Below are 20,758 nucleotides of genomic sequence, written 5' to 3'. Positions count from 1 at the left end.
GGCAGATGAGCTCCTGGCCGATACAGATTCTGGGAACTATGAAGTCCCGCCGGATTGAAGCCGGAATGACGGGGGTTTAGTCGGCGAGGATGTGATAAAGCGCGCGTCGGGTCTCATCGATCTTTTCCATCGCGGCATTGCGTTGTTCCTCGGTTGCCGCGAAGCGGAATTGGTGGATAACTCCCATGAGCTTTGCCACGCTCTGGTGAAACGCGGGACCGGTTCCCTGCGGATCGGTGTTCCACGCGTTGTCCAGTTCTTCGGCGTGGTCAGCCACATACGCCCTCCCCGCATCCGTGAGCGTGAACTCCGTGCGCCGGCCTTCTCCTACGGGTGCGATGAGATCTTCATCGATGAGTTGCTGGAGTGTCGGGTAAACCGAGCCCGGGCTGGGGCGCCACGCTCCGGAGGTTTTCTCCGCAATGGTTTTGATCAGTCCGTACCCGTTGGAGGGTGATTCGGCCAGAAGGGACAGAATTGCCGCACGGACATCGCCCCTGCTGGCCCGCCGCGAGCCACCAGGACCAAAGCCCGGTCCAAACCCAGGCCCAAAACCGGGCCCGAATCCGCGGCCTGGCCCGAAGCCGCCGTGGCCGTGCGGCCCACGATGGCTCCGACTCCGCCCGAAGCGTCCGAACAGCGGTCCGCCATCTGTCAATTTGTTGTCGTGAATGCCTTTCATAGCGGCATCGTCCTTCACTCTCAGTGAGTCGCCTCGTGATCGCCGATCGTTCGGCGATAGTTAACGATATATCGCTGAGTATCGCCGGTCAAGAGCGGAAGAGTAGGACAACTGACGCGCCGGCCAGGCATTTGCCAGATCTCACATGCTTGGCTCTGACTCCGGCCGGACAATGACGAGCATGCTGCAGCCCCCGCCGCTTCGGTAGGGTCCGTGGGGCATGCCAGGTGGACGGCATGCGTACATACCGGGCGTAAAAGTCTTCCCGAGGGTCACATCGGTGAGTTCCCCCGAGAGGATGATGACCTCCTCCCAGTAGTCGTGGACGATCACTCCGCTGGCTATGGTGTCAGCACCGGGCTCATAGCGTTGGAGTAAGGTCGAATCTCCGCTAAGAGGGTCCGCGGCGAGGATCTGCTCCCAAATTCCGCGTTCAGCATCGCCGTTCGTCTTCTGCCAGTCAGCGGGGGGTTCGTGGAACTCCAGCTCTGGTTTGCGCATTGCATCTCCTTCAGCCTCCACCGCCGGGCCGGCAATGTATACACAGAGTATGCGAGGTCTGCAGATGCGCGCACTCTTCTGCCCGATGACGCGCCTACGAGCGGGCTCTCCGGGCTGCGCCAGTTGGCGTCCGCGGTGCCCTACGGCCGTGCTTGGTGCCCGTCGAAGTGGGTAGTGGGCTTGACGCCGGAGATCTTGACGATCATCTCTTCCGTGATGTCACGGAGCTTCTGGTTCCGGTGGCTTGAGACTTTGACCAAAATCTCCATGGCTTCGGCCTGCGTGCAGCCGTTTTGCGCCATGATGATGCCGCAGGCGAGGTCTATCGCGGTGCGGCTGCGCATCGCAGCCTGCAGGTCCTGGGCTGCGTCTTGCGCCGTTCCGACTTTCACGGCTAGCCGTACGGCGCCGCCGGCGATGTCGGCGAACCCTGCGGCTTCCCGGACGATCGCTTCGGTGAAGACACCGGGTGACTTCGCAAAGAAGTTCAGCGCCGCGGCCGAGTCCTCATTCAGTTCCAGCGGCACACCAAGGACGCCCAAGCAGTCTTCCGCGATCAACTGTTCCTGATAGGCGGGCCACCGCGGATCTGTGCGGACATCGTTCAGGAGGACAGGGGCCTTGATCCGAAGTGCCTCGATGCAGGGGCCTTGGCCTATGCGCTGCTCGATCTTGTCCAGAAGGATTGCCCGGGCGCTGCTTCCTCCTACCGTCGTCGTCCCTCTTTGACGCTTGAGCGTGACGCCGCACTCCACCGGCGTCCCCAGACTGCGGCCGATGGTGGCCGCGGCCACGATCGAGAGGCCGCTGAGGAAATCGGCGACCGTTTCCGTACCGATAATCAGGTCCTGAAGCTCAATCATGAGTTCGTGTTCCGGCGAGTTGGGCATGCCCAAAAGTTAAGCCCTATCACGGCCCTCCCACAACTGCTCCGAGTAACGGGGCGGCGCCACGGCCGGTACTGCCCGGGTGAGCCCCTTAGGCGCCGTCGTTCGAGTAGTGGAGCAAAACCACGCCGTTGCCGAACGTCCGCGTCTCCTCGAGCCTGAGGTCCATTCGGACATCAGGGGCCTCGAACAGCGGCCGGCCCTGCCCAAGGACCACGGGATGGACGAGAATGCGAAATTCGTCGATCAGGCCGTGCCGCATGAAAGTGGAGGCCAAATTGGCGCCGCTAAGGGCGATGTCGCCGCCGGGCCGCGCCTTCAGTTCCGCAATTTGTTCGGGCACGACGTCGTGAATCACCGTGGTATTCCAGCCCGCCTGCGTGAGGGTCCGCGAAAAAACGAACTTGGGCATGTCGCGCCAGATCCCGGCGAACTCGAGCATGGGCGCCGAGCTGCCCGGAACCTGGTCGGCCGTGGGCCAGTAATCTGCCATCAGCTCATGGGTGACGCGCCCGAACATGAAGGCTCCCATCGTCCGGAACCGCTCGTTCAAGTGGCGGAGGAGTTCGTCATCCACCAGGTGCCAGCTGATGTCCCGGTCGGCCGTCTCGAAGAATCCGTCCAAGGAAACCGACATCATGAGGATGATCTTGCGCATCAAGCACCTCCGGTGGCGGCGAAAGGCGGCGTGGCCGCCGTCGTACGTTTCAGTGAAGCACTCCCGAACAACGCGCAACAGAACGGAACTATCGGTACCTTACGGAGTAGCTTTTGACGCTGTCAGCGTCTGCGGGTGAGGGCGGCGTAGGAGGTGCGGAGGTGGCCTTCCATCAAGGCGCGGGCACGGTTGTCGTCGCGCTGGGTGATGGCGTCGACGATGAGCCGGTGGTCCTGGAGGCTCCGGTTTAGTTCGTCGGGGGCGTAGTACTGGAACGATCCGGACATCAGCGGTGCAAGGGCGAGGTCCTTGGCGATATTAAACAGCCTCGGGAGGCTGCTGATTCGAAGATGAGCAGGTGGAGTTCGTGGTTGAGTTCGGCGATCTCGGCCCGGTATCCGTCGTGTTGGTTGCGGGCGATTTCCTCCATGCGGTCACACGACGGCACGCTGCCATGATGCGGACGACTTCAGAAACTGACAGGTGAAGTCCCCAACGGTGGCCGAAGAAGCTCCGTCGGACCGCCCCGGTGACCCTTGGTCGGCTTCGCTCTAGGTCCGGGTGCGTCCGCCAGATTGCGAGCCTGACTGGCCGACGCCCCAAATCGTGCGACAGAGCGTGCGGCTATGGCCGCTCGGGCAGGAATTTAGGGCGCTTCGGGGCTCGGTTTCGCAGGGCTGAAGAGCGGCGTTGACTGGAGTATGAAGCGTGGCATGCGCTCACCCCGCTACGCCACACTGGGATGAACTGCCCGTCGTCCGCCCTGAGCCGAGGGTGCCTGATTCGATATGGGAGACGCCGTCAGTCCACGAACTCTGATTGGGTCTCGATGAAATCCCATTCGGCTTCGGTCAGAACAGCCAGGGGGGTGTCCGGATGCGGCCCGCCTGCTTCGGCGATACCCTGCATCACGAACAGCGGGAGCTCCGCGGTCCGAAGGTTTTCCCGCAGCCACTCCTTGCTTTTCAGGTCCAGATCCAGCCACCACATGTATATCTGCATGCCTGCCGCCTCTCTACGTCTCAACGCTAGGCCCGCCGTCCGCCGGATTCAAGGGAAATCGGCACCTGTCCAGCACCATTTGGGCCGCCGGCGGCCACGCACGAAACCGCCGGCAGAATGCCCGGCCCCGGGCGAACTCTGGTTATTCATCAGGCGCCGGGCACACAATGAAGTATGTCTCCAGAGCGCTTCAGCGGCCCCCCTCCCCTGCTCGTCGGAGTAGTGCCCGGCCAGCATCCCGAGGTCCTCCAGACAGCCGCCGCCCTGGCCCAGAAGCTCTCCGCCCCGCTGCTTTGCGCCTACGTGGACGAGGCAAGCTACCTCGTGGAGTGGGACCCGGCACGTTCCGCCCACCGCCTCTCGCTCCATCCGGACAAGGACGACGACGACATCCGGTCCCTGACGAATGACCTTAAGTCCACGATCGGCTCCGCCGTACGGAACACGTCCCCCGAATGGATGCTCCGGACACTCGCTGGCGATCCGGCCCGCGCCCTCGGACGGCTCGCGGCCGAGGTCAACGCACCCATGATCATCGTTGGTACCCCCGAGCGGGGCTTCGGCCATCGCCTGACAGAGGTCCTCAACGGCTCGGTCGCAGCCTGGCTCACGCACCACCAGAGCCGTCCCGTGCTGGTGGTGCCGTTCAGGATGGCCGCCCACGAGGACCGGCCCGGGTGACGCGGCAGCGATGAAAACCCGCGGAAATCCGGCCCGGGAAAGTAAAGTGAAAGTAGTTATTCGAGGTGGTGGCAAACATCGTTACCGGCAAGTAAGCTGGTGAGCGCCGGCCAATCAAAAGCCTGCCCCAAAGACTGCTCCGGAGTGCGTATCCCCCAATAACGCACTCCGGAGCTTTTTAATGCCCTCCTGCCACCCGCGAGGCCCGGAGGGCGTTGACAGATACCCCCTAGGGGTATACGTTTACGACATGAGTATTCCCGAAGACCAGGCCCCGGGGGCAGCGATCGGAGAGTCGCCGCCCCAGCACGGCTACACCGCGGACAAAGACGCCTACCTGCGAAGGCTCCGGCGGATCGAGGGCCAGGTCCGGGGTATCGCCCGGATGGTGGAGGAAGACAAGTACTGCATCGACATCCTGACGCAGGTCTCAGCCGTCACCAAGGCATTACACGCCGTGAGCCTGGGCCTCGTGGAGGAACACATCGGCCATTGCGTCGTCGGGGCGGCCTCCGAACCGGACCCCGCCCTGCGCGCCGAGGCGATCGACATCAAAGTGAAGGAGGCAGCAGACGCAATCGGGCGGCTGCTGCGCTAACGGCAAACCCACCACCCACTCCGCTGACCCACCCCGTCAGCGCTGAACCAGGAGCCAGCCATGAGCACCATTTCCACCACCGTCCACGTCTCCGGAATGACCTGCGGGCACTGCGTGTCGGCCGTCAGTGAAGAGCTCGAATCGCTGGCCGGCGTAGAGGAGATCGCGGTCGATCTCAATGCCGGCGGGGTCTCCACGGTCACCATCACGTCCACCCAGGAGCTCTCGCCGTCCGAGATCGGCGAGGCAGTGGCCGAAGCAGGCTACCTTGTGGTGGCCAACGAAGCGTGAGCCGGCATGACAGGGCAGGAACAACGATGAGCACCGAGCATCTTCCAGGGCGCGCCGCCGGGCGGGCGGTCGAACTCGACATCGAGGGCATGACCTGCGCGTCCTGCGTGAACCGGGTGGAAAAGAAGCTCGGCAAGCTCGACGGCGTCCAGGCCACGGTCAACCTCCCCCTGGAATCAGCCCACGTGATGGTCCCGGCCGGAATCACCGACCAACAGATCACCGACCAGGTAGCAGCAGCAGGCTACAAAGCGCGGATCAGACCCGCCCTGCACCCCGCCGCACCGGACATGCCACCAGGCGACGCCGAAGGCCACGAAGACCACATGCAGCACGGCGGCACGGCAGCGGTGCTGAGGCCGCGCCTGATTGTCGCGGCCGTCCTGACGGTCCCGGTGTTCCTCATCTCGATGTTCGCGGCGTTCCAGTTCCCCAACTGGGGCTGGGCGGCCGGAGCCCTGGCCCTGCCGGTCGTCAGCTGGGCCGCGTGGCCCTTCCACCGGGCGGCGGCCATCCATGCCCGCCACCTCACCTCCACGATGGACACGCTGGTGTCCCTGGGCGTGATTGCCGCGTACGTCTTTTCGGCCTGGCAGCTGTTTGCCGATCCGGGCCTGACCGAGCATCCCGGCATGGAGCAGATGGACGGCGCGGGCGCCGGCGGCCTGTACTTCGAGGTCGCCGCGGTCGTCACCACTTTCCTGCTGCTTGGCCGGTTCCTCGAGGCGAACGCCAAGGCCAAGGCCGGGGACGCCCTGAAGGCGCTGCTGAACCTCGGCGCCAAGGACGCTACCGTGCTGGTCAACGGCGCCGAGGTCAAGGTCCCCGCCGATCAGCTTGCCGTGGGCGACGTCGTCGTCGTGCGCCCGGGTGAGAAGATCGCCACCGACGGCGTCGTGATCAGCGGTTCCTCCGCCGTCGACGCCTCGCTCGTGACGGGCGAATCCGTGCCCGTTGAGGTGGGTCCCGGCAGCCCGGTCACGGGCGCCACCATCAACACCGCCGGCCGGCTCCTGGTCCGCGCCACCCGGGTCGGCGCGGAGACAACGCTGGCCCAGATGGGCCGGCTCGTGGCCGAGGCACAGACCGGAAAGGCGCCGATCGCGCGGCTGGCGGACCGGATCAGCGCCGTCTTCGTCCCGATCGTCCTGGCGATTGCCGTCTTGACTTTTGCCGCCTGGCTGCTGGCTGCCGGCCCGGACATCAGCGGACCCGAGCTCCGGTCGGCGTTCACGGCAGCGGTGGCCGTGCTGGTGATTGCCTGCCCGTGCGCCCTCGGCCTGGCCACTCCGGTGGGACTCCTGACCGGAACCGGGCGCGGCGCCCAGCTGGGCATCCTCATCAGGGGCCCGCAGGTCCTCGAGGACACCCGCACTGTGGACACCATCCTGCTGGACAAGACCGGCACGGTCACCAGCGGGCAACTTTCCGTCGATTCCACCGTTGCTTTCCCACCGTTCAGCGAGGCGGACGTCCTGCGGCTGGCCGGCGCGGTCGAGGCAGCGTCCGAGCACCCGATCGCCCACGCGATCGCCGCTGCCGCCGGGGCCGCGGTGCCCGTCACCGGCCGCACGGACGACGACGGCGGCCTTCCCGCCGTCGTCGGCTTCCGTTCCGCTCCGGGCGGGGGCGTCGTGGGAACCGTGGAGGGGCGGCTGGTGGCTGCCGGCCGGACCGGGTGGCTGCAGGACGGTGGCGTCAGCCCCCTGCCCGGGCAGCTCGAGGCACTGCGTTCCGCGGAGGACTCGGGCGCCACGGCCATCTGGGTTGCCGTGGACGGCGAGGCTGCGGGCATCGTCGCCCTGCGGGACACCCTCAAGCCGGGATCGGCGGCGGCAGTGGCCCGGCTGAAATCCCTGGGAGATGTGTATAAGAGACAGCTACTGACCGGCGACAACGCCGCAGTGGCCGCCCAGGTGGCGGCCGCCGTCGGAATTCCCGCCGGGGACGTGTTCGCGGGCGTGCTTCCCGAAGGCAAGGTGGACGCCGTCCGCCGGCTGCAGACAGCCGGCGCAACGGTGGCCATGGCCGGCGACGGCGTGAACGACGCCGCCGCCCTGGCGCAGGCGGATCTGGGGATCGCAATGGGCTCCGGAACGGACGTCGCCATCGAGGCGGCGGACCTGACGGTCATGGGCAACGACCTCGGGCACGTGGCAACGGCGATCGAACTGTCACGCCGCACGCTGGCCACCATCAAGACCAACCTGTTCTGGGCGTTCTTCTACAACGCGGTGGGGATCCCGGTGGCCGCGCTGGGCCTGCTCAATCCGATGATCGCCGGCGTGGCCATGGCCGCAAGCTCCGTACTGGTGGTGGCCAATTCGCTCCGGCTGCGCCGCTTCGGCACAGCAACGACGCAGCCGCCCAGCTAGGCGCCGGCGCGGCAGGCAGCCGTATCAGGCCGCACCGAAGCGCACGGCCGCCCTGGCCCTGGCCTTCGCCGCTTCCTCTGCGCGGTCCTTCGCCGGCGCGTGCGTCACGAGGGCCTCGAGCAGGTGCTGCGTTGCGTGCGCCACCTCATGCACGGCGCGTTCAAACGCCTCCTCGTTGGCCTTGGAGGGCTTGGTGCTGCCGCTGATCTTGCGCACGTACTGCAGGGCCGCGGCGTAGACCTCCTCGGAGGTGGCGTGCGGTTCGTAGTTGTGGAGGGTTCGGATGTTCCGGCACATACCCCCATGCTAGGCTCTGGACCGCCTGGGATCGACCCTCCGGCCACGCTTCGCGAGGGCGCCGAAACCATGGGGAGGGCTACATGGGGAGCGGTGCCCATCGACACTGTTTCGTGCCGGAGGATAGCTTGTAGGTAATGGATCTTCCGGACGAGCCGGAGGCCGCTGGGGATGCCGACTGGATCGGGTCCGTTGACTAAAGGAGAGATCGAATGGCTATTTGGGGTGCAGACATTACCCAGCTCAAGGCACTGGGCACCAAGCTTCAGTCGGGTTCGTCTGAAATCGAAAAGCAGAAGTCCGCGCTGACCAAGGCGCTGGAGAGCACCGACTGGAAGGGCCCGGACGCGGACAAGTTCCGCAGGGAGTGGCACAGCACGCACGCCGCGCAGCTTGCCAAGATCGCCCAGGCGCTCGAGGAGGCCGGCCGGCAGGCCTCCCGCAACGCACAGCAGCAGGAGGAAACTTCCCGCTAGGGCAGGCAATCACAGGGGGGCCGGACGCACGCGTCCGGCCCTCCTGGCGTTTAACCCCTTGCCCCGCTTGGAGGCTTCCGCTTACGGAACGGGTTCGACGGCGTTTACGTGGTTGAGCGGCGAGGGAGTGCCGGGGCCGGTCCGCGGCTCGAGTCCCTTGAGTTCGTCCAGCCGGACCAGCACGACCCCGCCCACGATCAGCATCCCGCCGAGGAGCTGGATGGCGCCCGGCAGTTCGCCCAGCAGCAGCCACGCCCAGAGCACGGCAAACAGCACCTCGGTCAGCGACACGAAGGACGCCACTTTCGATCCCAGGGCTCGCGCGGCCATGATTCCGGAGACGTAGGCCAGCACGGTGGCCAGCACCACCAGCCCGCCGAGGGAAACCCACCACGGCATGGCCCAGGGCCCCAGTTTCGTGTCAGCCGTACTGAAGGCCATGGGCAGCAGGCCCGTGGCGGCGGCCAGCCACATGATCGCGGCGCCCACCATAAGCCCTCCGGAGGCCAGGACGATGGGCGGAAGGGTGTCGTTTTCCTTGGCCGTGATGAAGAAATAGATGGCGAGGCAGACTGCGGCGGCAATGCCCCAGAGCACCCCGACGAAATCGATCTTGACGGCGCCCGTCAGGTCGAGCACCAGGACCAGCCCGCCCAGCGACAGGAGCGTTCCGGCGATGGTCAGCGGGCGCGGCCGCTTCCGGCTCGCCGCCCACATCCACAGCACGATCAGCACCGGGGCGAGGTACTCCAGGAGCAGTGCCACACCGACCGACAGCCGGGCCACCGCGTTGAAGTAGAACAGCTGGCAGGCCGCCACGCCGATCAGGCCGAACAGCACGATGGTCACCCAGTTATCCCGCAGCTGGTGCCACCGTCCGCGCAGCGCGGGGATCGCAGGGATGGCCAGGATGAGCGCGGCGCCCGTCAGCCGGGCGGTGACGGCGGCACCCGGGGTCCAGCCGGTTTCCAGGAGAGCCTTGGCGAAGGACCCGGAGAGGCCGAAGACGGCTGAGGAAAACAGGGCAATGCCCAGGCCCGAGGCCAGGAACCCCGACGCCGCGGGGCGGGCCGGACCAGCCGCCGAAACAGGTGCCGACGACGGGGACGGCGCCGTGGCGGATGTCGCGGTAGCAGCCCATGCTGCGGGCGACGCCGGCTGCGGCATTTTGGCGCGATTGCTGGATGCAGGCACGGCTGCCTCCTGTCAGGAGTAAAGTAGGGTGTTGGTAATGACATTACGCCGCGGCACTGTAAGGAGTCAAGATGGTTTTTGCCCCTGACACGGAGGTGGCGCTGCGGACCGTGGTGCACCTCATCAACAGCGCAGCCAACGGCGAGGAAAAGCTGGCCACTGTGGCGGACCTGGACGAGTTCCTCCGGGCGGAGGGATTCACCGGATCCCGCACACGGGACGCCTCGGAGCTAGCCAGCGTGCACGCGCTGCGGTCAGACCTTGCTGCCCTGTGGACCGCGGACGAGGATACGGCCGTGGCCGGCGTGAACCGGCTGCTGCGCGAAGCCCATGCCCTTCCCCAGCTCCTGAAGCACGACCAGTGGGACTGGCACCTCCATGCCACCACCCGCGAAGCGCCGCTGGCGGACAGAATGGGAACGGAGGCAGCCATGGCCCTGGTGGACGTGATCCGCAGCAAGGAAATGGACCGGATGCTGGTGTGTGCGGCCGATGACTGCAACGCGGTGGTGCTGGACCTCAGCCGGAACCGGTCCAAGAGGTATTGCGACACGGGAAACTGCGCCAACCGCGCCCATGTGGCGGCCTATCGGGCGCGCCGCGCGGCTGGCTAGGGGCAACAGCCCCGAGGTTTCGCTGCTAGGAGGCGCCGCCGTCGGGACTTGAGTCGTCCGAGGGACGCGGCGCAACGGGACCCGGCTTCTGGCCGTGTCCGCCAAGGCCGTGCGACGGCTTCTTGGCCGAGCTGAGGTTAACGCCGGAGCCCTTCCCGAGGTGCTCGGCGTTGTCCTTGTAGCTCATGGACAGCATGGCCGCGATGACCAGGGTGACAATGAAGGCAATACCCGCGCCCGTGAAGGCGAGGTCGAAGCGGGGAGCGCGCGAGCTGCCGCCGGAGGCGAAGATCAGCACTGCGACAAATGCCACCACAGCCCAAAACGCGGAGAACATCAGGGGTCCCTTAACCGAGGTCCGCAGGTTCCGCGGTTCTCCTGGTTTCTGGTGTGCCACAGTGCTTCCTCCAATGCGGGCGGCATGGATGCGGCCTGCCCGTTGTGATGTGATTGGCCTACTGCCATTGTTCTACAGGGAGTAGAACCCTTACGTTCTAGTTTACGGCCTTGCGGCGGGCGTCCGCGCATCATGCCTGAGCGAAAGACCTGCCAGGATCCAGAGCACGCCGGAGATGATGGCTCCGCCGCCGGCAACGCCCAGCAGCGCGTGCGGGCCTAGGGGTGTGAAGAACGGCAGGGCAGCGGCCGTTCCGAGGCCAACGACACCCGAGGCGAGCCAGTCCCGCGCCAGGACATGACGTCCCCTGAACCTGATGCCTGCATACAGTTCGGCAGCGGCCACGGCGGCGAGGCCCAAAGCGGCGATAACGGCGAACAGCAGGCTGCCCTGCAGGATCAGGACGCTGACACCTGCGCCAGTGAGGACCGACGCCGCTGCGGACATGGCCCGGCCGGGAGCCGCGTCGCGACGGAAGCCGGTCAGCGGGATGCCCCAGAGCAGGACGGCGCCGGTTGCCAGGAGGTATGCCCCTCCCGCCCAGCTCATCCCCGCTTCGGAGGGAGCCGCCCAGAACACGGTCACGGCGCCGAACGCCAGTGCGGCGGCGGCGCGCAGCAGCACGGGCTTCCACAGTTCCGTCTGGTGGGCGGGCGCGGAGGCTTCAACGGGGTTCACGGGGGAAGTCACCGGTCCAGTTTAGTTCGCCCGCCCGTTTCGTCGAAGCCGGCACCGGCAGCCGGTCCTTCAGACCGGCCCCAGCCCGGGCCGGCCTGTCCCCGGCGGCCGCGAGGACCCGCATCAGGAGCCGAGCACCATCCAGCGGTCCGTGCGTGCCCTGAGCCCCAGCGTCATGGCCCGGGCCAGCATGTAGCCCAGCGAGAACGCCACCCAGACCCAGACCAGCGCCGCGGCGCCGCCCGGTCCCCAGAGCGGAACCGCCAGGAGCATCGGCAGGTAAACGGCGAGATTCACGACGCCGGCAATCGCCAAATATCTGGCATCACCGGCCCCGATCAACACGCCGTCCAGGACGAACACGTACCCCGCAATGGGCTGCCCTGCCGCCAGCACCAGCAGGGCAGACGCGAGAAGTGACTGGACACCGGCGTCGGAAGTGAACAACGCGCCGTCGAACGGGGCTGCCGCGGCGAGCAGCACGCCCGTCACCACGCCAAAGCCGGTGCCCCAGCGGATCATGGTCCGGGTCAGCAGCCGGGCCTTCTCCGGGTTGGAGGCCCCCAACTCCCTCCCGATGAGCGCCTGCGCGGCGATGGCAAGGGCGTCCAGCGCAAACGCAAGGAAGGTAAAGACGGTCATGGCCAGCTGGTGCGCAGCGAGGTTCACGGCACCCTGGGCCGTGACCACCAGGACGGTGGCCAGGATGGCAATCCGGAGGCTCAGGGTCCGGAGCATCAGCCACGAACCCACCTTCGTCATGCCGCGGATCCCGCGCCAGTCAGGCAGGAGCGAAACGCCGTGGCTGCGCGCATTTCGCTGCACTATCAGGAGATAGACGGCCGCCATGGCCCACTGCGCGATGCTGGTTCCGACCGCGGAGCCCGTGACGGACCAGCCCAGGCCGTAGACCAGCATGAGGTTCAGTGCGATATTCAGGGCGAACCCGGCCGTGGCCACCACCAGCGGTGTCCTGGTGTCCTGGAGTCCCCGGAGCACCCCCGTGCCGGCGAAGATCAGCAGCATGGCCACCAGCCCGGGCATGGACCAGCGCAGATAGTCCACCGCGAAGGAACGGACCTCGCCGGCGGCGCCCATCAGTCCCACCAGCGGTTCCGCGGCGACGAAGCCCGCCGCCGCGAGGAAGATGTGTATAAGAGACAGGGCCAGCCACACGCCGTCGCGTCCGGCGGCCAGGGCCTTGGCGAACTGTCCGTCGCCGATCGCGCGCGCCACGGCGGGGGTGGTGGAGTAGGCCAGCTGTCTCTTATACACATCTAGATGTGTATAAGAGACAGGCCGTATGCAGCAGGGCCGAGGCGAGCCCGACACCGGCCAGCTGGGCAACCCCCAAGTGGCCTACGATCGCGGAATCGGCGAGCAGGAACAGCGGCTCCGCGATCAGGGCACCGAACGCGGGGACCGCAAGGCGCAGGATTTCGCGGGCGTGGCTGTTCGATTTCACGGCCGGAACCGCGGTGGAAGGTGAGTGGGGCACCGTTTCAGCCTAGCGGCCGGTGACGGGCGGGCCGCCCTGCGGCCGGCCCGATGACCCGACCCGGTAATATTCCTGCAGTGCAACACACAGAATCGCTGCCACAGCCCGTGACCGTGTCCATTGCCCGCACTGTCCTCCCGGGCCGCACGCGCCAGGCCAGCGCCTGGGCACACGCCGGCCAGGAACTGGCCCGCGAATGGCCCGGCTACCTCGGCTCCGGGTGGGTCCGGTCGGCAGCGGATTCCGACGAATGGCACATGCTGTACCGCTTCGCGGACGCTGACCTCCTCAACGACTGGGAGCAGTCCGAGGAGCGCCGCTGGTGGATCGACAGTGCCGCCGGCTTGGTCGAGATCACCCGGGTGGAGCGCCGCACCGGGATCGAAGGCTGGTTCGCCCAGCCCGGCGATGTCCACCTCGCCGTTCCGGAGACCGTGGTGCCCCCGCGGTGGAAACAGATGGTCAGCATCTTCCTGCCGTTCTTTCCCCTCAGCCTGCTGGCCAACTTCCTGCTGCACCCTGTGACGCAGGACTGGCCGCTGGTGCTCCAGGTGCTCCTGGCCACCTGCATCCTCACCCCGCTCATGACGTACATTTTCCTCCCGGCGGCCACCAGGTTGCTCGGTCCATGGCTCCGGAAAAGGCGATCATAGGGACCCGTACCGTGCGAACCGTCACAATTAGTTGACACTTCAACCAACTGTGCGGGACAGTGGAATAGAAGCAACAGGCGATCCGATCGCCCGCTCCCAAGACCGAACGCAACCAATACGAACGGCGAAATTTCCATGAACCAGCCCACCCTGACCACCACAGCACTGACCGTCCTGCGCGTCATCGTCGGATTCCTCTTCGCAGCGCACGGCTGGCAGAAGTTCAGCGAGTTCACCATCGCCGGCACCCAGGCGTCCTTCGCGAAGATGGGCGTTCCTGCAGCCGAGGCCGCGGCCCCGGTCATCGCCACCCTCGAACTGGCCGGCGGCATCGCCCTGATTCTCGGCGTGCTCGCCCGGGTCTTCGCCGCCCTGCTGGCACTGGACATGCTCGGCGCCTTCTTCCTGGTGCACGCTCCGGCTGGCGTCTTCGCTGCCAACGGCGGGTACGAGCTGGTCCTGCTGCTGGCCGCCGCCGCCCTCGCCATCGCCCTCACCGGAGCCGGCCGCCTCTCGGTGGACCGCGCCCTCTTCGGCCGCACCGGCTCGAAGCTGAGCGTCCTCGCCTAGGGCGTCGCCTCACGGAAGGCCCGACGGCGGCCGCGCACCCACGTGCGCGGCCGCCGTTTTTCGTCGGTTTCGCTTGCGGACGGTTCCGCCTGCGATCCGCTAGGGATCGGCGCCGCTGCTAGCCGGTTACACCAGTCAGCTCATCCGGGACGTGCTCCAGTTCGGCCGACCTGACCACCTTTCCGCTCTTCAGGTCCACGGCGTGGATCTTCTTGGCCGCGGGATCTGAGACGTAGGCCGTGGCGCCCTGCACGAACAGCGTGGGCCGGGGATTCTGCCACACCTCCGGCTCCTGCCAGGCCTGAACAACCGGGATGCTATTCGTCACTGCACCGGTCAGCGGATTGATCACATGAAGGGCACCGTCGGTCCCCAGGACCAAAGCTTCCCCCGCAGGTCCGCGACCCAGGGAGCGGAAGGAATAGCTCGTGCCGAGGTCAACCAGCTTCAGCTTCCCGGAGTCGGTGTTCACCAAGGAAATCCTGGTGGGACGCTCCAGGACGGCGTCTTTGTCCGCCTTGTAGTCCGCGAGTACCACCGGTGACTTCGGCGATCCCGCCTGGTTGCCCATCCGGCCGTACGGGTCGGGGCTGGAGATCTTCGAGAATTTCCCCTCCTTGTAGACCAGCATGCCGTCCTCGCATCCGAACGCAACGGCATCCTCCCCCGCGACGGCCTCGCCGTGCACTCCCGGGCAGTCATCGCTGCGGAGGATCTCGGCACGGGCCCGCCCTTCCGGAGCCACGCCCAGCAGGGCGACACCACTGCGGGCCTCCTCATCGCCCACGGTCACCAGCAATTTACCGTCGGCCAGCTCCACCGCCACGCCGTGGTGGGCAGCGGGGGCGGTGTAGGTGGACGTCGCCGGCAGCCCGGATTCCAGCGCCGCGCCAAGTCGATCGGCCGTGAAGACCCTCCACCTGGCCTGATCCGTCACTGAAAAGGACAGTCTTACCGGAATGCCGGACCACATGGCCCGGCATGCTCGCCTCGAACGCACGGCTTGTCAGCTGAGGATCGGCTGCGTAGGAGTGGCCGTGGTCGCCGTGGCGCTCGGTCCACACGCCCGAATCGAAGACGCGGAATGCGTCACCGGCTGCCACGAGGATGTGGCGTCCGTCCCCCGCAGGGCTGAGGCGGTTATACCCGTCCAGTTCCGTCCCGCCGACCGTCTTCAGGGTGGCCGCGTCCAGCACCCCGATGCCGCCCGCATGCGTGAATACGAGCCGCGGTTCGGGCGCCCGCACCTCCCGGGGGCCCGCGTTCTGATGGGCCGCCTCCCGGTCCGACGCCGCACCGGACGGGGTTCCGGCAGTCCGGCCCGCCTCCTGGCCGCAGCCAGCGAGCAGGACGGCGATGCCGAGCGTCCCGGCGAGGAGGCTAAGTCGGACGGGAGCAGGGAGCGGGTGGATGAGTAAAAGATTCATGACACTAATGATAATCATTATCTTTAGTGTTCCGTGTCAGCACTCCACATGTGGCAGTCCGGGAGGCGATTATGTCCGCCCAAAAGCCGGGAACCTGGCCGCATCGGTAAGCTCGGAGCATGAGCGAGACTGCCGCGAATTCAGTGACCCTCCGCTTCCTAGCGGCCCCCACCGACGTCGGCCATAGCGGCTCCGTGGACGCCGGAACAGTCCTGGAATGGGTGGACAAGGCCGCCTACGCCGCCGCCGTGGGCTGGGCCAAGTCGTACTGCGTCACGGCCTACGTGGGGAACATCCACTTCGCGGACCCCGTCAACAGCGGAGACATGGTGGAGGTCGCCGCCACCATCGTTTACACCGGCCGGTCCTCGATGCACATCCGCACCGTCGTCTCCTCCAGCGACCCGAAGGGCGGGCCCGCCACCATGCGCAGCCAGTGCATGGTGATCTTCGTGGCCGTGGGCGAGGACGGCAAGCCCATTCCCGTCAAGCAATTCGAACCCGCCACCGCGCAGGAACTTGAGGAGCGGGACCACGCCCTGGCCCGCATCGGTATCCGCGAACAGATCGTGGAGGCCATGAGCGCCCAGGAATATACCGACGCCGGCACCGCCGAGCGCGTGGTGCTGCGGTTCATGGCGGCGCCAACGGACGTTAATTGGGGCGGGAAGGTCCACGGCGGGATCGTCATGAAGTGGATCGACGAGGCGGCCTATGTCTGCGCGTCACGCTACTGCGGCAAGGACACCGTGGCGGTGTTCTCCGGCGGCGTCCGCTTCTACCGCCCGCTCCTGATCGGCCATGTGGTGGAGGTCGAGGCCAGGCTGGTCTACACCGGCACCAAAGGTATGCACGTAGCAGTACATGTCCGCTCGGGCGACCCCAAGGGCGGTGAACTGAACCTGACCACCTACTGCCTCACGGTCATGGTTGCCCGCGACGCCGAGGGCACCTCCGTACCGATTCCCCAATGGGTGCCCGTTTCGGACGAGGACAAGCGCCTCCACGCGCATGCCCGCCACCTGCTGGAAATCCGTGCCGCCGCGCCGGGAAACAGGCTGCCGAACCACTTGCTGCAGCAGGACGCATAGGCCCGGCTAGAACCCGCCGCCCCCGGCGTCCGCCGCCATGTTGGCAAAGCGCGAGTAGTGGCCCTGGAAAGCAACCACGATGTCCTTCGTGGGCCCGTTACGGTGCTTGGCGATGAGGATGTCCGCCTCACCGGCCCGGGGGGACTCTTTGTCGTAGACGTCCTCGCGGTGCAGCAGGATCACCATGTCGGCGTCCTGCTCGATGGACCCCGACTCACGGAGGTCTGACACCATGGGCCGCTTGTCCTGGCGCTGCTCGGACCCACGGTTCAGCTGTGACAGCGCGATGACCGGGACCTGCAGCTCCTTTGCGAGCAGCTTCAGTGCACGCGAGAACTCCGAGACCTCCTGCTGGCGGGACTCCACCTTCTTGCCGGAGCTCATGAGCTGCAGGTAGTCGAGGATGACGAGTTTGAGGTCATGCTGCTGCTTGAGGCGCCGGCACTTGGCCCTGATCTCCATGAGGGACATGTTGGGGCTGTCGTCAATGAACAGCGGCGCATCGTTCATGCGGCCCATGGTGGTCGCGATTTTGGACCACTGCTCGTCCTTGATGGTGCCCTTGCGGAGGTCCTGCAGCCCGATGGTGGCCTCGGCGGACAGGAGGCGCATGGCAATCTCGTTCCGGCCCATTTCGAGGGAGAACATCACCGTGGCCAGGTTGTTCTTGATGGCAGCCGAGCGGGCAAAGTCCAGCGCGAAGGTGGACTTACCGACAGCAGGGCGGGCCGCGATGACGATCATCTGACCCGGATGCAGTCCGTGGGTGAGCTCGTCCAGCTCGTAGAAACCGGTGGGGACGCCCACCATGCCTTCGCCGCGGTGGCCGGAAGCCTCGATCTCGTCCACCGTGGACTCCATGACGTCCTTCAGGACGACGTAGTCCTCGGCGGTCCGGCGCTCGGCGACGGCGTAGACCTCAGCCTGCGCCTGGTTGACGAGGTCTTCGACTTCGCCGTCCTGGCCGTAGCCCAGCTGGACGATCTTGGTACCGGCGTTGACCAGTCGCCGGAGAACGGCCCGTTCGGCCACGATCTCGGCGTAGTACCCGGCGTTGGCGGCGGTGGGAACGGTCTGGATCAGCTCGTGGAGGTAGGCCGGGCCGCCAATCCTGTTGATCTCACCGCGCTTGGTCAGCTCGTCCGATACCGTGACGGCGTCGGCCGGTTCGCCGCGGCCGTAGAGATCGATGACGGCTTCGTAGATGGTTTCATGGGCAGGGCGGTAGAAGTCCTGGCCGCGGAGGATCTCCACCACGTCCGCGATGGCGTCCTTGGAGAGCATCATGCCGCCCAGGACGGACTGTTCAGCCGGAATATCCTGCGGAGGTTTGCGGCTGCCCTCGGAGCTGCGGGTGCCCTCGATTGAGTCCAGGTGCGTAACTGACAAAGCTGCCGTCCTCCATTGTGTCCGCAGGTCCCGGTGGAAATCTGCGGCGGGTGTGCCGTATGCCGGGTGGGTGGGCCGTCCAGCGGGACTTGCTGCGCGGCTAGTCCAACTACACCAGCCGGCCCTGACATTTTCCGGCTGACGCCGTGCCCCCGCAGCGACGCCTCATCAACAGGTTTTCCACAGGCAGCACGGAGCATCCGGAGCCTCGGAAATCGTCAGCTTCAGTGTGCCGGGCCGGAAGGGAACCGCGTCCTGATGGGGTGTCTCCGCTACGTTAGCGCCCGCCGGGCAACGCACAAAGCCCACAGTTCTGCACCTCTGTGGATAACCTGTGCACAACGCTCCCCTGCTTGTGCACAGCCTGTGGGTGAAGCTGTGGAAATCAAATTTCTTTCGCGCCTACATAGGCCCTGACCTGCGGAAACACTGCTTCTGCCCTGTGGACTGGATAATTTATTTACGAACCTTCATCCACAGCCTGAAGCCGGTTACTGGGGATACCGGCCGGTAATTTGGGCTTCCGGATGCGCATTTGCGAGGTTCTTGCGGGCAAACTCACAGCCTGGCCGCCGGAGGGCCGTACGGCGACGGGAGCCTCCGCTGTATTCGCGCTCCGGCACATGCTGTGGATACCACGCATCTGGCCTAAGCTCTAACTATGGGCGACGTTCTGATAGTCATATTGCCTGTCCTTATCCTCATGGCTGTCCTCTGGGCCCTGTCCACGGCACTGAAGCCGCGGGATACGGGCATGTCGGAAGCGGAACGCTACCAGATGGATCTGGCCAGGCGCTCACAGGCCCACTACGCCGCCCAGGTCCAGGCCGCGACGGCTGCCCGTGCCCGCGTTGATGCGGCGACGCGGCCCAGCCAGAACGAACAACAGCACACCCAGCAGCAGGACCACGCCCGGGCGGCGCTCCTGGGCCGGCCCGGGTTAGCCGCAGGCCAGGGGCAGCACGCTGTCCAGGGCGCTGTCCTGCCCGGCGGCCAGCTCGATCCGCAGCTGGCCCTCCAGTTGCAGTCCATGGCGCGCAACGGGCAGAAAATCCAGGCAATCAAGCTTCTGCGCCAGGCAACCCACTCCGACCTTTTGACCGCCAAGCAATATGTAGATCGGCTTTAGAACAATGGAATCCCTCGTGATCCCCCTCCTGATCCTCGTGGCCGTCGCCGTCGCCGTGGCCCTCACGGCCCGGGCCTGGGGGCGCCGGCGACAGGCCACCGGGCCGGCCAAGGCACCGCCGGAATCCGCGGAACTGGCGAAAATGGCTGCCGCCAAGCTCTCGGAGGACGAACACCGGCGGCTGTATGCCCTGATCGCGCAGGGCCAGGCGATGGCCGCCATCAAGCTCTACTACGAGGCCTCAGGCCAGGGCCTCCGGGCCTCGCGCGATGCCGTGGCCGCGCTGGCGGCCCACCCGCAGCCGTTCCGCCCGCCGCCCCAGGCGGCCACCGAGGCCGATGCGGACGACGACACCCCGCAGCGCTTCCCTTACCGGTACCGGGCCATCGCCAGCAAGGGCGACGTCACCCGGGAGGTCAGCAGCAACATGCTGAACGACGAGATCTACGGCCGCATCCGTACGCTCGCCAAAAGCGGCAACACGGAAGCCGCAGCCACCGCGCTGACCAGGCACTCGGATATCACCATGAAGCAGGCCCGCGAATTCATCGCGCTGCTTGACGACTAAGCCTCCGGCAGGGAACCCCGCAGCAGCGACTAGAAGTCGAAGAGGTCACCCAGCCAGCCGTCCTTCTTCTTGGGCCGGCGGCGGTCGTAGTCACGGTCATGGCCCTTGCCGTGGCCACGGTCATCGTAGCGGGGCTGCTCACGCCACGGCTCGTGGTTCCGGTACAGCGGAGGCGGGGCCATGCCGACAGCCGGGGCAGGCGCCGGTCCCCCGGCGGCCACACGGTCAATGATCTTGTCCAGCTCCCCGCGGTCAAGCCATACCCCCCGGCACTGGCGGCAGTAGTCGATTTCGACGCCGCTGCGTTCGCTCATGATCAGGTCTACAGAATCAACAGGACACTTCATGTCCGGCACAACGAGCGGATACCGGGAATAGTTCACCCGCGCCCCCGCCTACCGTGCGCCCGCGATGCCCGCCAGCAGCTGTTCAAAGGGCAGGGACTCCAGCGGCGCGGCCTTCCGGCCCGGCTGCGCCCCCTCGAGCAGGTGGCTGAACTCGGCCGCAGCGCGGTCGATCCGCGCGGAAAGGGGCGTACCGCCGTCGTCCGTGTTGCCCCAGTCCTGGGGGCCCGCGAAGACCGCAGTAGCCGCCGTACGCGTGCGCAGGTAGCTGAACAGCGGGCGCATGGCGTACTCGAGCACCATCTGGTGGCGGTCGGTGCCGCCTGTGGCGCCCAGCAGCACGGCCTTACCGTCCAGGGACTTGGGATCCAGGACATCCATGAAGGACTTGAACAGCCCGCTGTAGGAGGCGCTGAAGACTGGCGTGACGGCAACGATGCCGTCCGACGCCTCAACGCCGGCGATCGCATCGGCAAGGTGGGGACCCGCGTAGCCCGTGACGAAATTGTTGGCGATCTCCACGGCGAGATCGCGGAGTTCCAGCACATCCACGGCGACCTCGTAGCCGGCCTCCTCCAGCCGCTGCTTGGCGGCTGCCGCGAGCTGGTCGGCGAGCAGGCGGCTCGACGACGGCACTCCCAGGCCGGCGGACAGAACGGTGATACGGCGGGTCTCCACGGTGGTCTCCTCAGGTTCGACTGCCAGTGACAGTACATGCGTTTGCATCTACCTGCTCAACCCAGGGGACTTCGCATTTA

The 20,758-nt window shown here is 66.5% G+C and carries 28 protein-coding genes and 1 pseudogene; 13 read left to right on the top strand and 16 right to left on the bottom strand.

All coding sequences use genetic code 11. The features are described from left to right. Positions 1 to 76: 76 nt before the first annotated feature. The 6 genes from B1A87_RS18695 to B1A87_RS24225 form a co-directional block, all read right to left on the bottom strand. On the bottom strand, positions 77 to 682 hold the full coding sequence (locus tag B1A87_RS18695) for a PadR family transcriptional regulator (protein WP_078028378.1): 606 nt from the start codon (positions 680 to 682) through the stop codon (positions 77 to 79). Between the two features lie 141 nt (positions 683 to 823). Beyond that, positions 824 to 1,183, bottom strand: coding sequence for a cupin domain-containing protein (locus B1A87_RS18690; RefSeq protein WP_078028379.1), 360 nt, complete (start codon positions 1,181 to 1,183; stop codon positions 824 to 826). 140 nt (positions 1,184 to 1,323) lie between these two features. Then, entirely contained in the window at positions 1,324 to 2,073 is a 750-nt protein-coding gene (locus B1A87_RS18685; RefSeq protein WP_078028465.1) for a GAF and ANTAR domain-containing protein, read from the bottom strand. 88 nt (positions 2,074 to 2,161) lie between these two features. Then, positions 2,162 to 2,728, bottom strand: a complete 567-nt coding sequence (locus tag B1A87_RS18680) for a dihydrofolate reductase family protein (RefSeq protein WP_078028380.1) — start codon at positions 2,726 to 2,728, stop codon at positions 2,162 to 2,164. A gap of 122 nt (positions 2,729 to 2,850) precedes the next feature. Next, a complete protein-coding gene (locus B1A87_RS24230) occupies positions 2,851 to 3,015 on the bottom strand; it encodes an FCD domain-containing protein (protein WP_260680958.1) in 165 nt (54 codons plus the stop codon). Then, a complete protein-coding gene (locus B1A87_RS24225) occupies positions 3,015 to 3,176 on the bottom strand; it encodes a hypothetical protein (RefSeq protein ID WP_260680957.1) in 162 nt (53 codons plus the stop codon). The genes B1A87_RS24230 and B1A87_RS24225 overlap by 1 nt, the downstream gene beginning before the upstream one ends. 229 nt (positions 3,177 to 3,405) lie before the next feature. Between B1A87_RS24225 and B1A87_RS25110 the strand changes: the two genes are divergently transcribed. Beyond that, positions 3,406 to 3,474: a hypothetical protein gene (locus B1A87_RS25110; RefSeq protein WP_395940279.1), complete on the top strand. Its 69-nt coding sequence runs from the start codon at positions 3,406 to 3,408 to the stop codon at positions 3,472 to 3,474. A gap of 55 nt (positions 3,475 to 3,529) precedes the next feature. Here the strand turns inward: B1A87_RS25110 and B1A87_RS18665 are convergent, their stop codons facing one another. After that, a complete protein-coding gene (locus B1A87_RS18665; RefSeq protein ID WP_078028382.1) occupies positions 3,530 to 3,730 on the bottom strand; it encodes a hypothetical protein in 201 nt (66 codons plus the stop codon). A gap of 174 nt (positions 3,731 to 3,904) precedes the next feature. Here B1A87_RS18665 and B1A87_RS18660 point away from each other — a divergent pair, with 174 nt between their 5' ends. The 4 genes from B1A87_RS18660 (at position 3,905) to B1A87_RS18645 (ending at position 7,675) form a co-directional block, all read left to right on the top strand. Next, a complete protein-coding gene (locus B1A87_RS18660) occupies positions 3,905 to 4,411 on the top strand; it encodes a universal stress protein (RefSeq protein WP_078028383.1) in 507 nt (168 codons plus the stop codon). A 250-nt stretch (positions 4,412 to 4,661) separates the two neighbouring features. Then, positions 4,662 to 5,009, top strand: coding sequence for a metal-sensitive transcriptional regulator (locus B1A87_RS18655; protein ID WP_078028466.1), 348 nt, complete (start codon positions 4,662 to 4,664; stop codon positions 5,007 to 5,009). Between the two features lie 60 nt (positions 5,010 to 5,069). Further along, a complete protein-coding gene (locus B1A87_RS18650) occupies positions 5,070 to 5,300 on the top strand; it encodes a heavy-metal-associated domain-containing protein (protein WP_078028384.1) in 231 nt (76 codons plus the stop codon). 26 nt (positions 5,301 to 5,326) lie between these two features. Continuing rightward, positions 5,327 to 7,675 carry a cation-translocating P-type ATPase gene (locus B1A87_RS18645; RefSeq protein ID WP_144275876.1) on the top strand — a complete coding sequence of 783 codons (2,349 nt, stop codon included), beginning with the start codon at positions 5,327 to 5,329 and terminating at the stop codon, positions 7,673 to 7,675. A gap of 24 nt (positions 7,676 to 7,699) precedes the next feature. On the opposite strand, the gene B1A87_RS18640 is transcribed toward B1A87_RS18645, so the two are convergent. Further along, positions 7,700 to 7,972: a DUF2277 domain-containing protein gene (locus tag B1A87_RS18640; protein WP_078028386.1), complete on the bottom strand. Its 273-nt coding sequence runs from the start codon at positions 7,970 to 7,972 to the stop codon at positions 7,700 to 7,702. Between the two features lie 212 nt (positions 7,973 to 8,184). Between B1A87_RS18640 and B1A87_RS18635 the strand changes: the two genes are divergently transcribed. Beyond that, a complete protein-coding gene (locus B1A87_RS18635) occupies positions 8,185 to 8,448 on the top strand; it encodes a hypothetical protein (protein ID WP_078028387.1) in 264 nt (87 codons plus the stop codon). An 81-nt stretch (positions 8,449 to 8,529) separates the two neighbouring features. Here B1A87_RS18635 and B1A87_RS18630 read toward each other — a convergent pair whose 3' ends face one another. Next, positions 8,530 to 9,642, bottom strand: coding sequence for a DMT family transporter (locus B1A87_RS18630; RefSeq protein WP_260680956.1), 1,113 nt, complete (start codon positions 9,640 to 9,642; stop codon positions 8,530 to 8,532). A 71-nt stretch (positions 9,643 to 9,713) separates the two neighbouring features. On the opposite strand from B1A87_RS18630, the gene B1A87_RS18625 reads away from it, so the two are divergent. After that, on the top strand, positions 9,714 to 10,256 hold the full coding sequence (locus tag B1A87_RS18625; RefSeq protein WP_078028389.1) for a CGNR zinc finger domain-containing protein: 543 nt from the start codon (positions 9,714 to 9,716) through the stop codon (positions 10,254 to 10,256). A 25-nt stretch (positions 10,257 to 10,281) separates the two neighbouring features. Here B1A87_RS18625 and B1A87_RS18620 read toward each other — a convergent pair whose 3' ends face one another. The 3 genes and pseudogenes from B1A87_RS18620 to B1A87_RS18610 form a co-directional block, all read right to left on the bottom strand. After that, complete coding sequence (locus tag B1A87_RS18620) at positions 10,282 to 10,653, bottom strand: hypothetical protein (protein WP_078028390.1); 372 nt, start codon at positions 10,651 to 10,653, stop codon at positions 10,282 to 10,284. A gap of 102 nt (positions 10,654 to 10,755) precedes the next feature. Continuing rightward, positions 10,756 to 11,343, bottom strand: coding sequence for a hypothetical protein (locus B1A87_RS18615; RefSeq protein ID WP_078028391.1), 588 nt, complete (start codon positions 11,341 to 11,343; stop codon positions 10,756 to 10,758). Positions 11,344 to 11,454: 111 nt separating this feature from the next. Beyond that, positions 11,455 to 12,829, bottom strand: a pseudogene (locus B1A87_RS18610) (MATE family efflux transporter). Positions 12,830 to 12,879: 50 nt separating this feature from the next. Here B1A87_RS18610 and B1A87_RS18605 point away from each other — a divergent pair. Both B1A87_RS18605 and B1A87_RS18600 read left to right on the top strand, forming a co-directional pair. Next, a complete protein-coding gene (locus B1A87_RS18605) occupies positions 12,880 to 13,482 on the top strand; it encodes an antibiotic biosynthesis monooxygenase (protein ID WP_078028393.1) in 603 nt (200 codons plus the stop codon). A gap of 135 nt (positions 13,483 to 13,617) precedes the next feature. Then, positions 13,618 to 14,052 carry a DoxX family protein gene (locus B1A87_RS18600; RefSeq protein WP_078028394.1) on the top strand — a complete coding sequence of 145 codons (435 nt, stop codon included), beginning with the start codon at positions 13,618 to 13,620 and terminating at the stop codon, positions 14,050 to 14,052. 118 nt (positions 14,053 to 14,170) lie between these two features. Here B1A87_RS18600 and B1A87_RS24220 read toward each other — a convergent pair whose 3' ends face one another. Continuing rightward, entirely contained in the window at positions 14,171 to 14,989 is an 819-nt protein-coding gene (locus tag B1A87_RS24220; RefSeq protein WP_260680953.1) for a hypothetical protein, read from the bottom strand. 100 nt (positions 14,990 to 15,089) lie between these two features. Between B1A87_RS24220 and B1A87_RS24215 the strand changes: the two genes are divergently transcribed. Both B1A87_RS24215 and B1A87_RS18590 read left to right on the top strand, forming a co-directional pair. Then, a complete protein-coding gene (locus B1A87_RS24215; RefSeq protein WP_260680952.1) occupies positions 15,090 to 15,470 on the top strand; it encodes a hypothetical protein in 381 nt (126 codons plus the stop codon). Positions 15,471 to 15,598: 128 nt separating this feature from the next. Continuing rightward, on the top strand, positions 15,599 to 16,570 hold the full coding sequence (locus tag B1A87_RS18590; protein ID WP_078028395.1) for an acyl-CoA thioesterase: 972 nt from the start codon (positions 15,599 to 15,601) through the stop codon (positions 16,568 to 16,570). Between the two features lie 6 nt (positions 16,571 to 16,576). Here the strand turns inward: B1A87_RS18590 and dnaB are convergent, their stop codons facing one another. Beyond that, positions 16,577 to 17,959, bottom strand: a complete 1,383-nt coding sequence (gene dnaB / locus B1A87_RS18585) for a replicative DNA helicase (protein WP_078028396.1) — start codon at positions 17,957 to 17,959, stop codon at positions 16,577 to 16,579. Between the two features lie 661 nt (positions 17,960 to 18,620). Here dnaB and B1A87_RS18580 point away from each other — a divergent pair. Both B1A87_RS18580 and B1A87_RS18575 read left to right on the top strand, forming a co-directional pair. Next, on the top strand, positions 18,621 to 19,088 hold the full coding sequence (locus tag B1A87_RS18580; protein WP_078028397.1) for a hypothetical protein: 468 nt from the start codon (positions 18,621 to 18,623) through the stop codon (positions 19,086 to 19,088). Between the two features lie 4 nt (positions 19,089 to 19,092). After that, complete coding sequence (locus B1A87_RS18575; protein ID WP_078028398.1) at positions 19,093 to 19,656, top strand: hypothetical protein; 564 nt, start codon at positions 19,093 to 19,095, stop codon at positions 19,654 to 19,656. Positions 19,657 to 19,685: 29 nt separating this feature from the next. Here B1A87_RS18575 and B1A87_RS18570 read toward each other — a convergent pair whose 3' ends face one another. Further along, on the bottom strand, positions 19,686 to 20,003 hold the full coding sequence (locus B1A87_RS18570) for a zf-TFIIB domain-containing protein (protein WP_078028467.1): 318 nt from the start codon (positions 20,001 to 20,003) through the stop codon (positions 19,686 to 19,688). A gap of 48 nt (positions 20,004 to 20,051) precedes the next feature. Then, a complete protein-coding gene (locus B1A87_RS18565) occupies positions 20,052 to 20,678 on the bottom strand; it encodes an FMN reductase (RefSeq protein WP_078028468.1) in 627 nt (208 codons plus the stop codon). Positions 20,679 to 20,758: the final 80 nt, after the last annotated feature.

The organism is Arthrobacter sp. KBS0703, from assembly GCF_002008315.2.
GTDB lineage: Bacteria > Actinomycetota > Actinomycetes > Actinomycetales > Micrococcaceae > Arthrobacter.
Note: the sequence above shows the minus strand (reverse complement) of the source record. Positions and strands in the feature narration are given on the sequence as shown.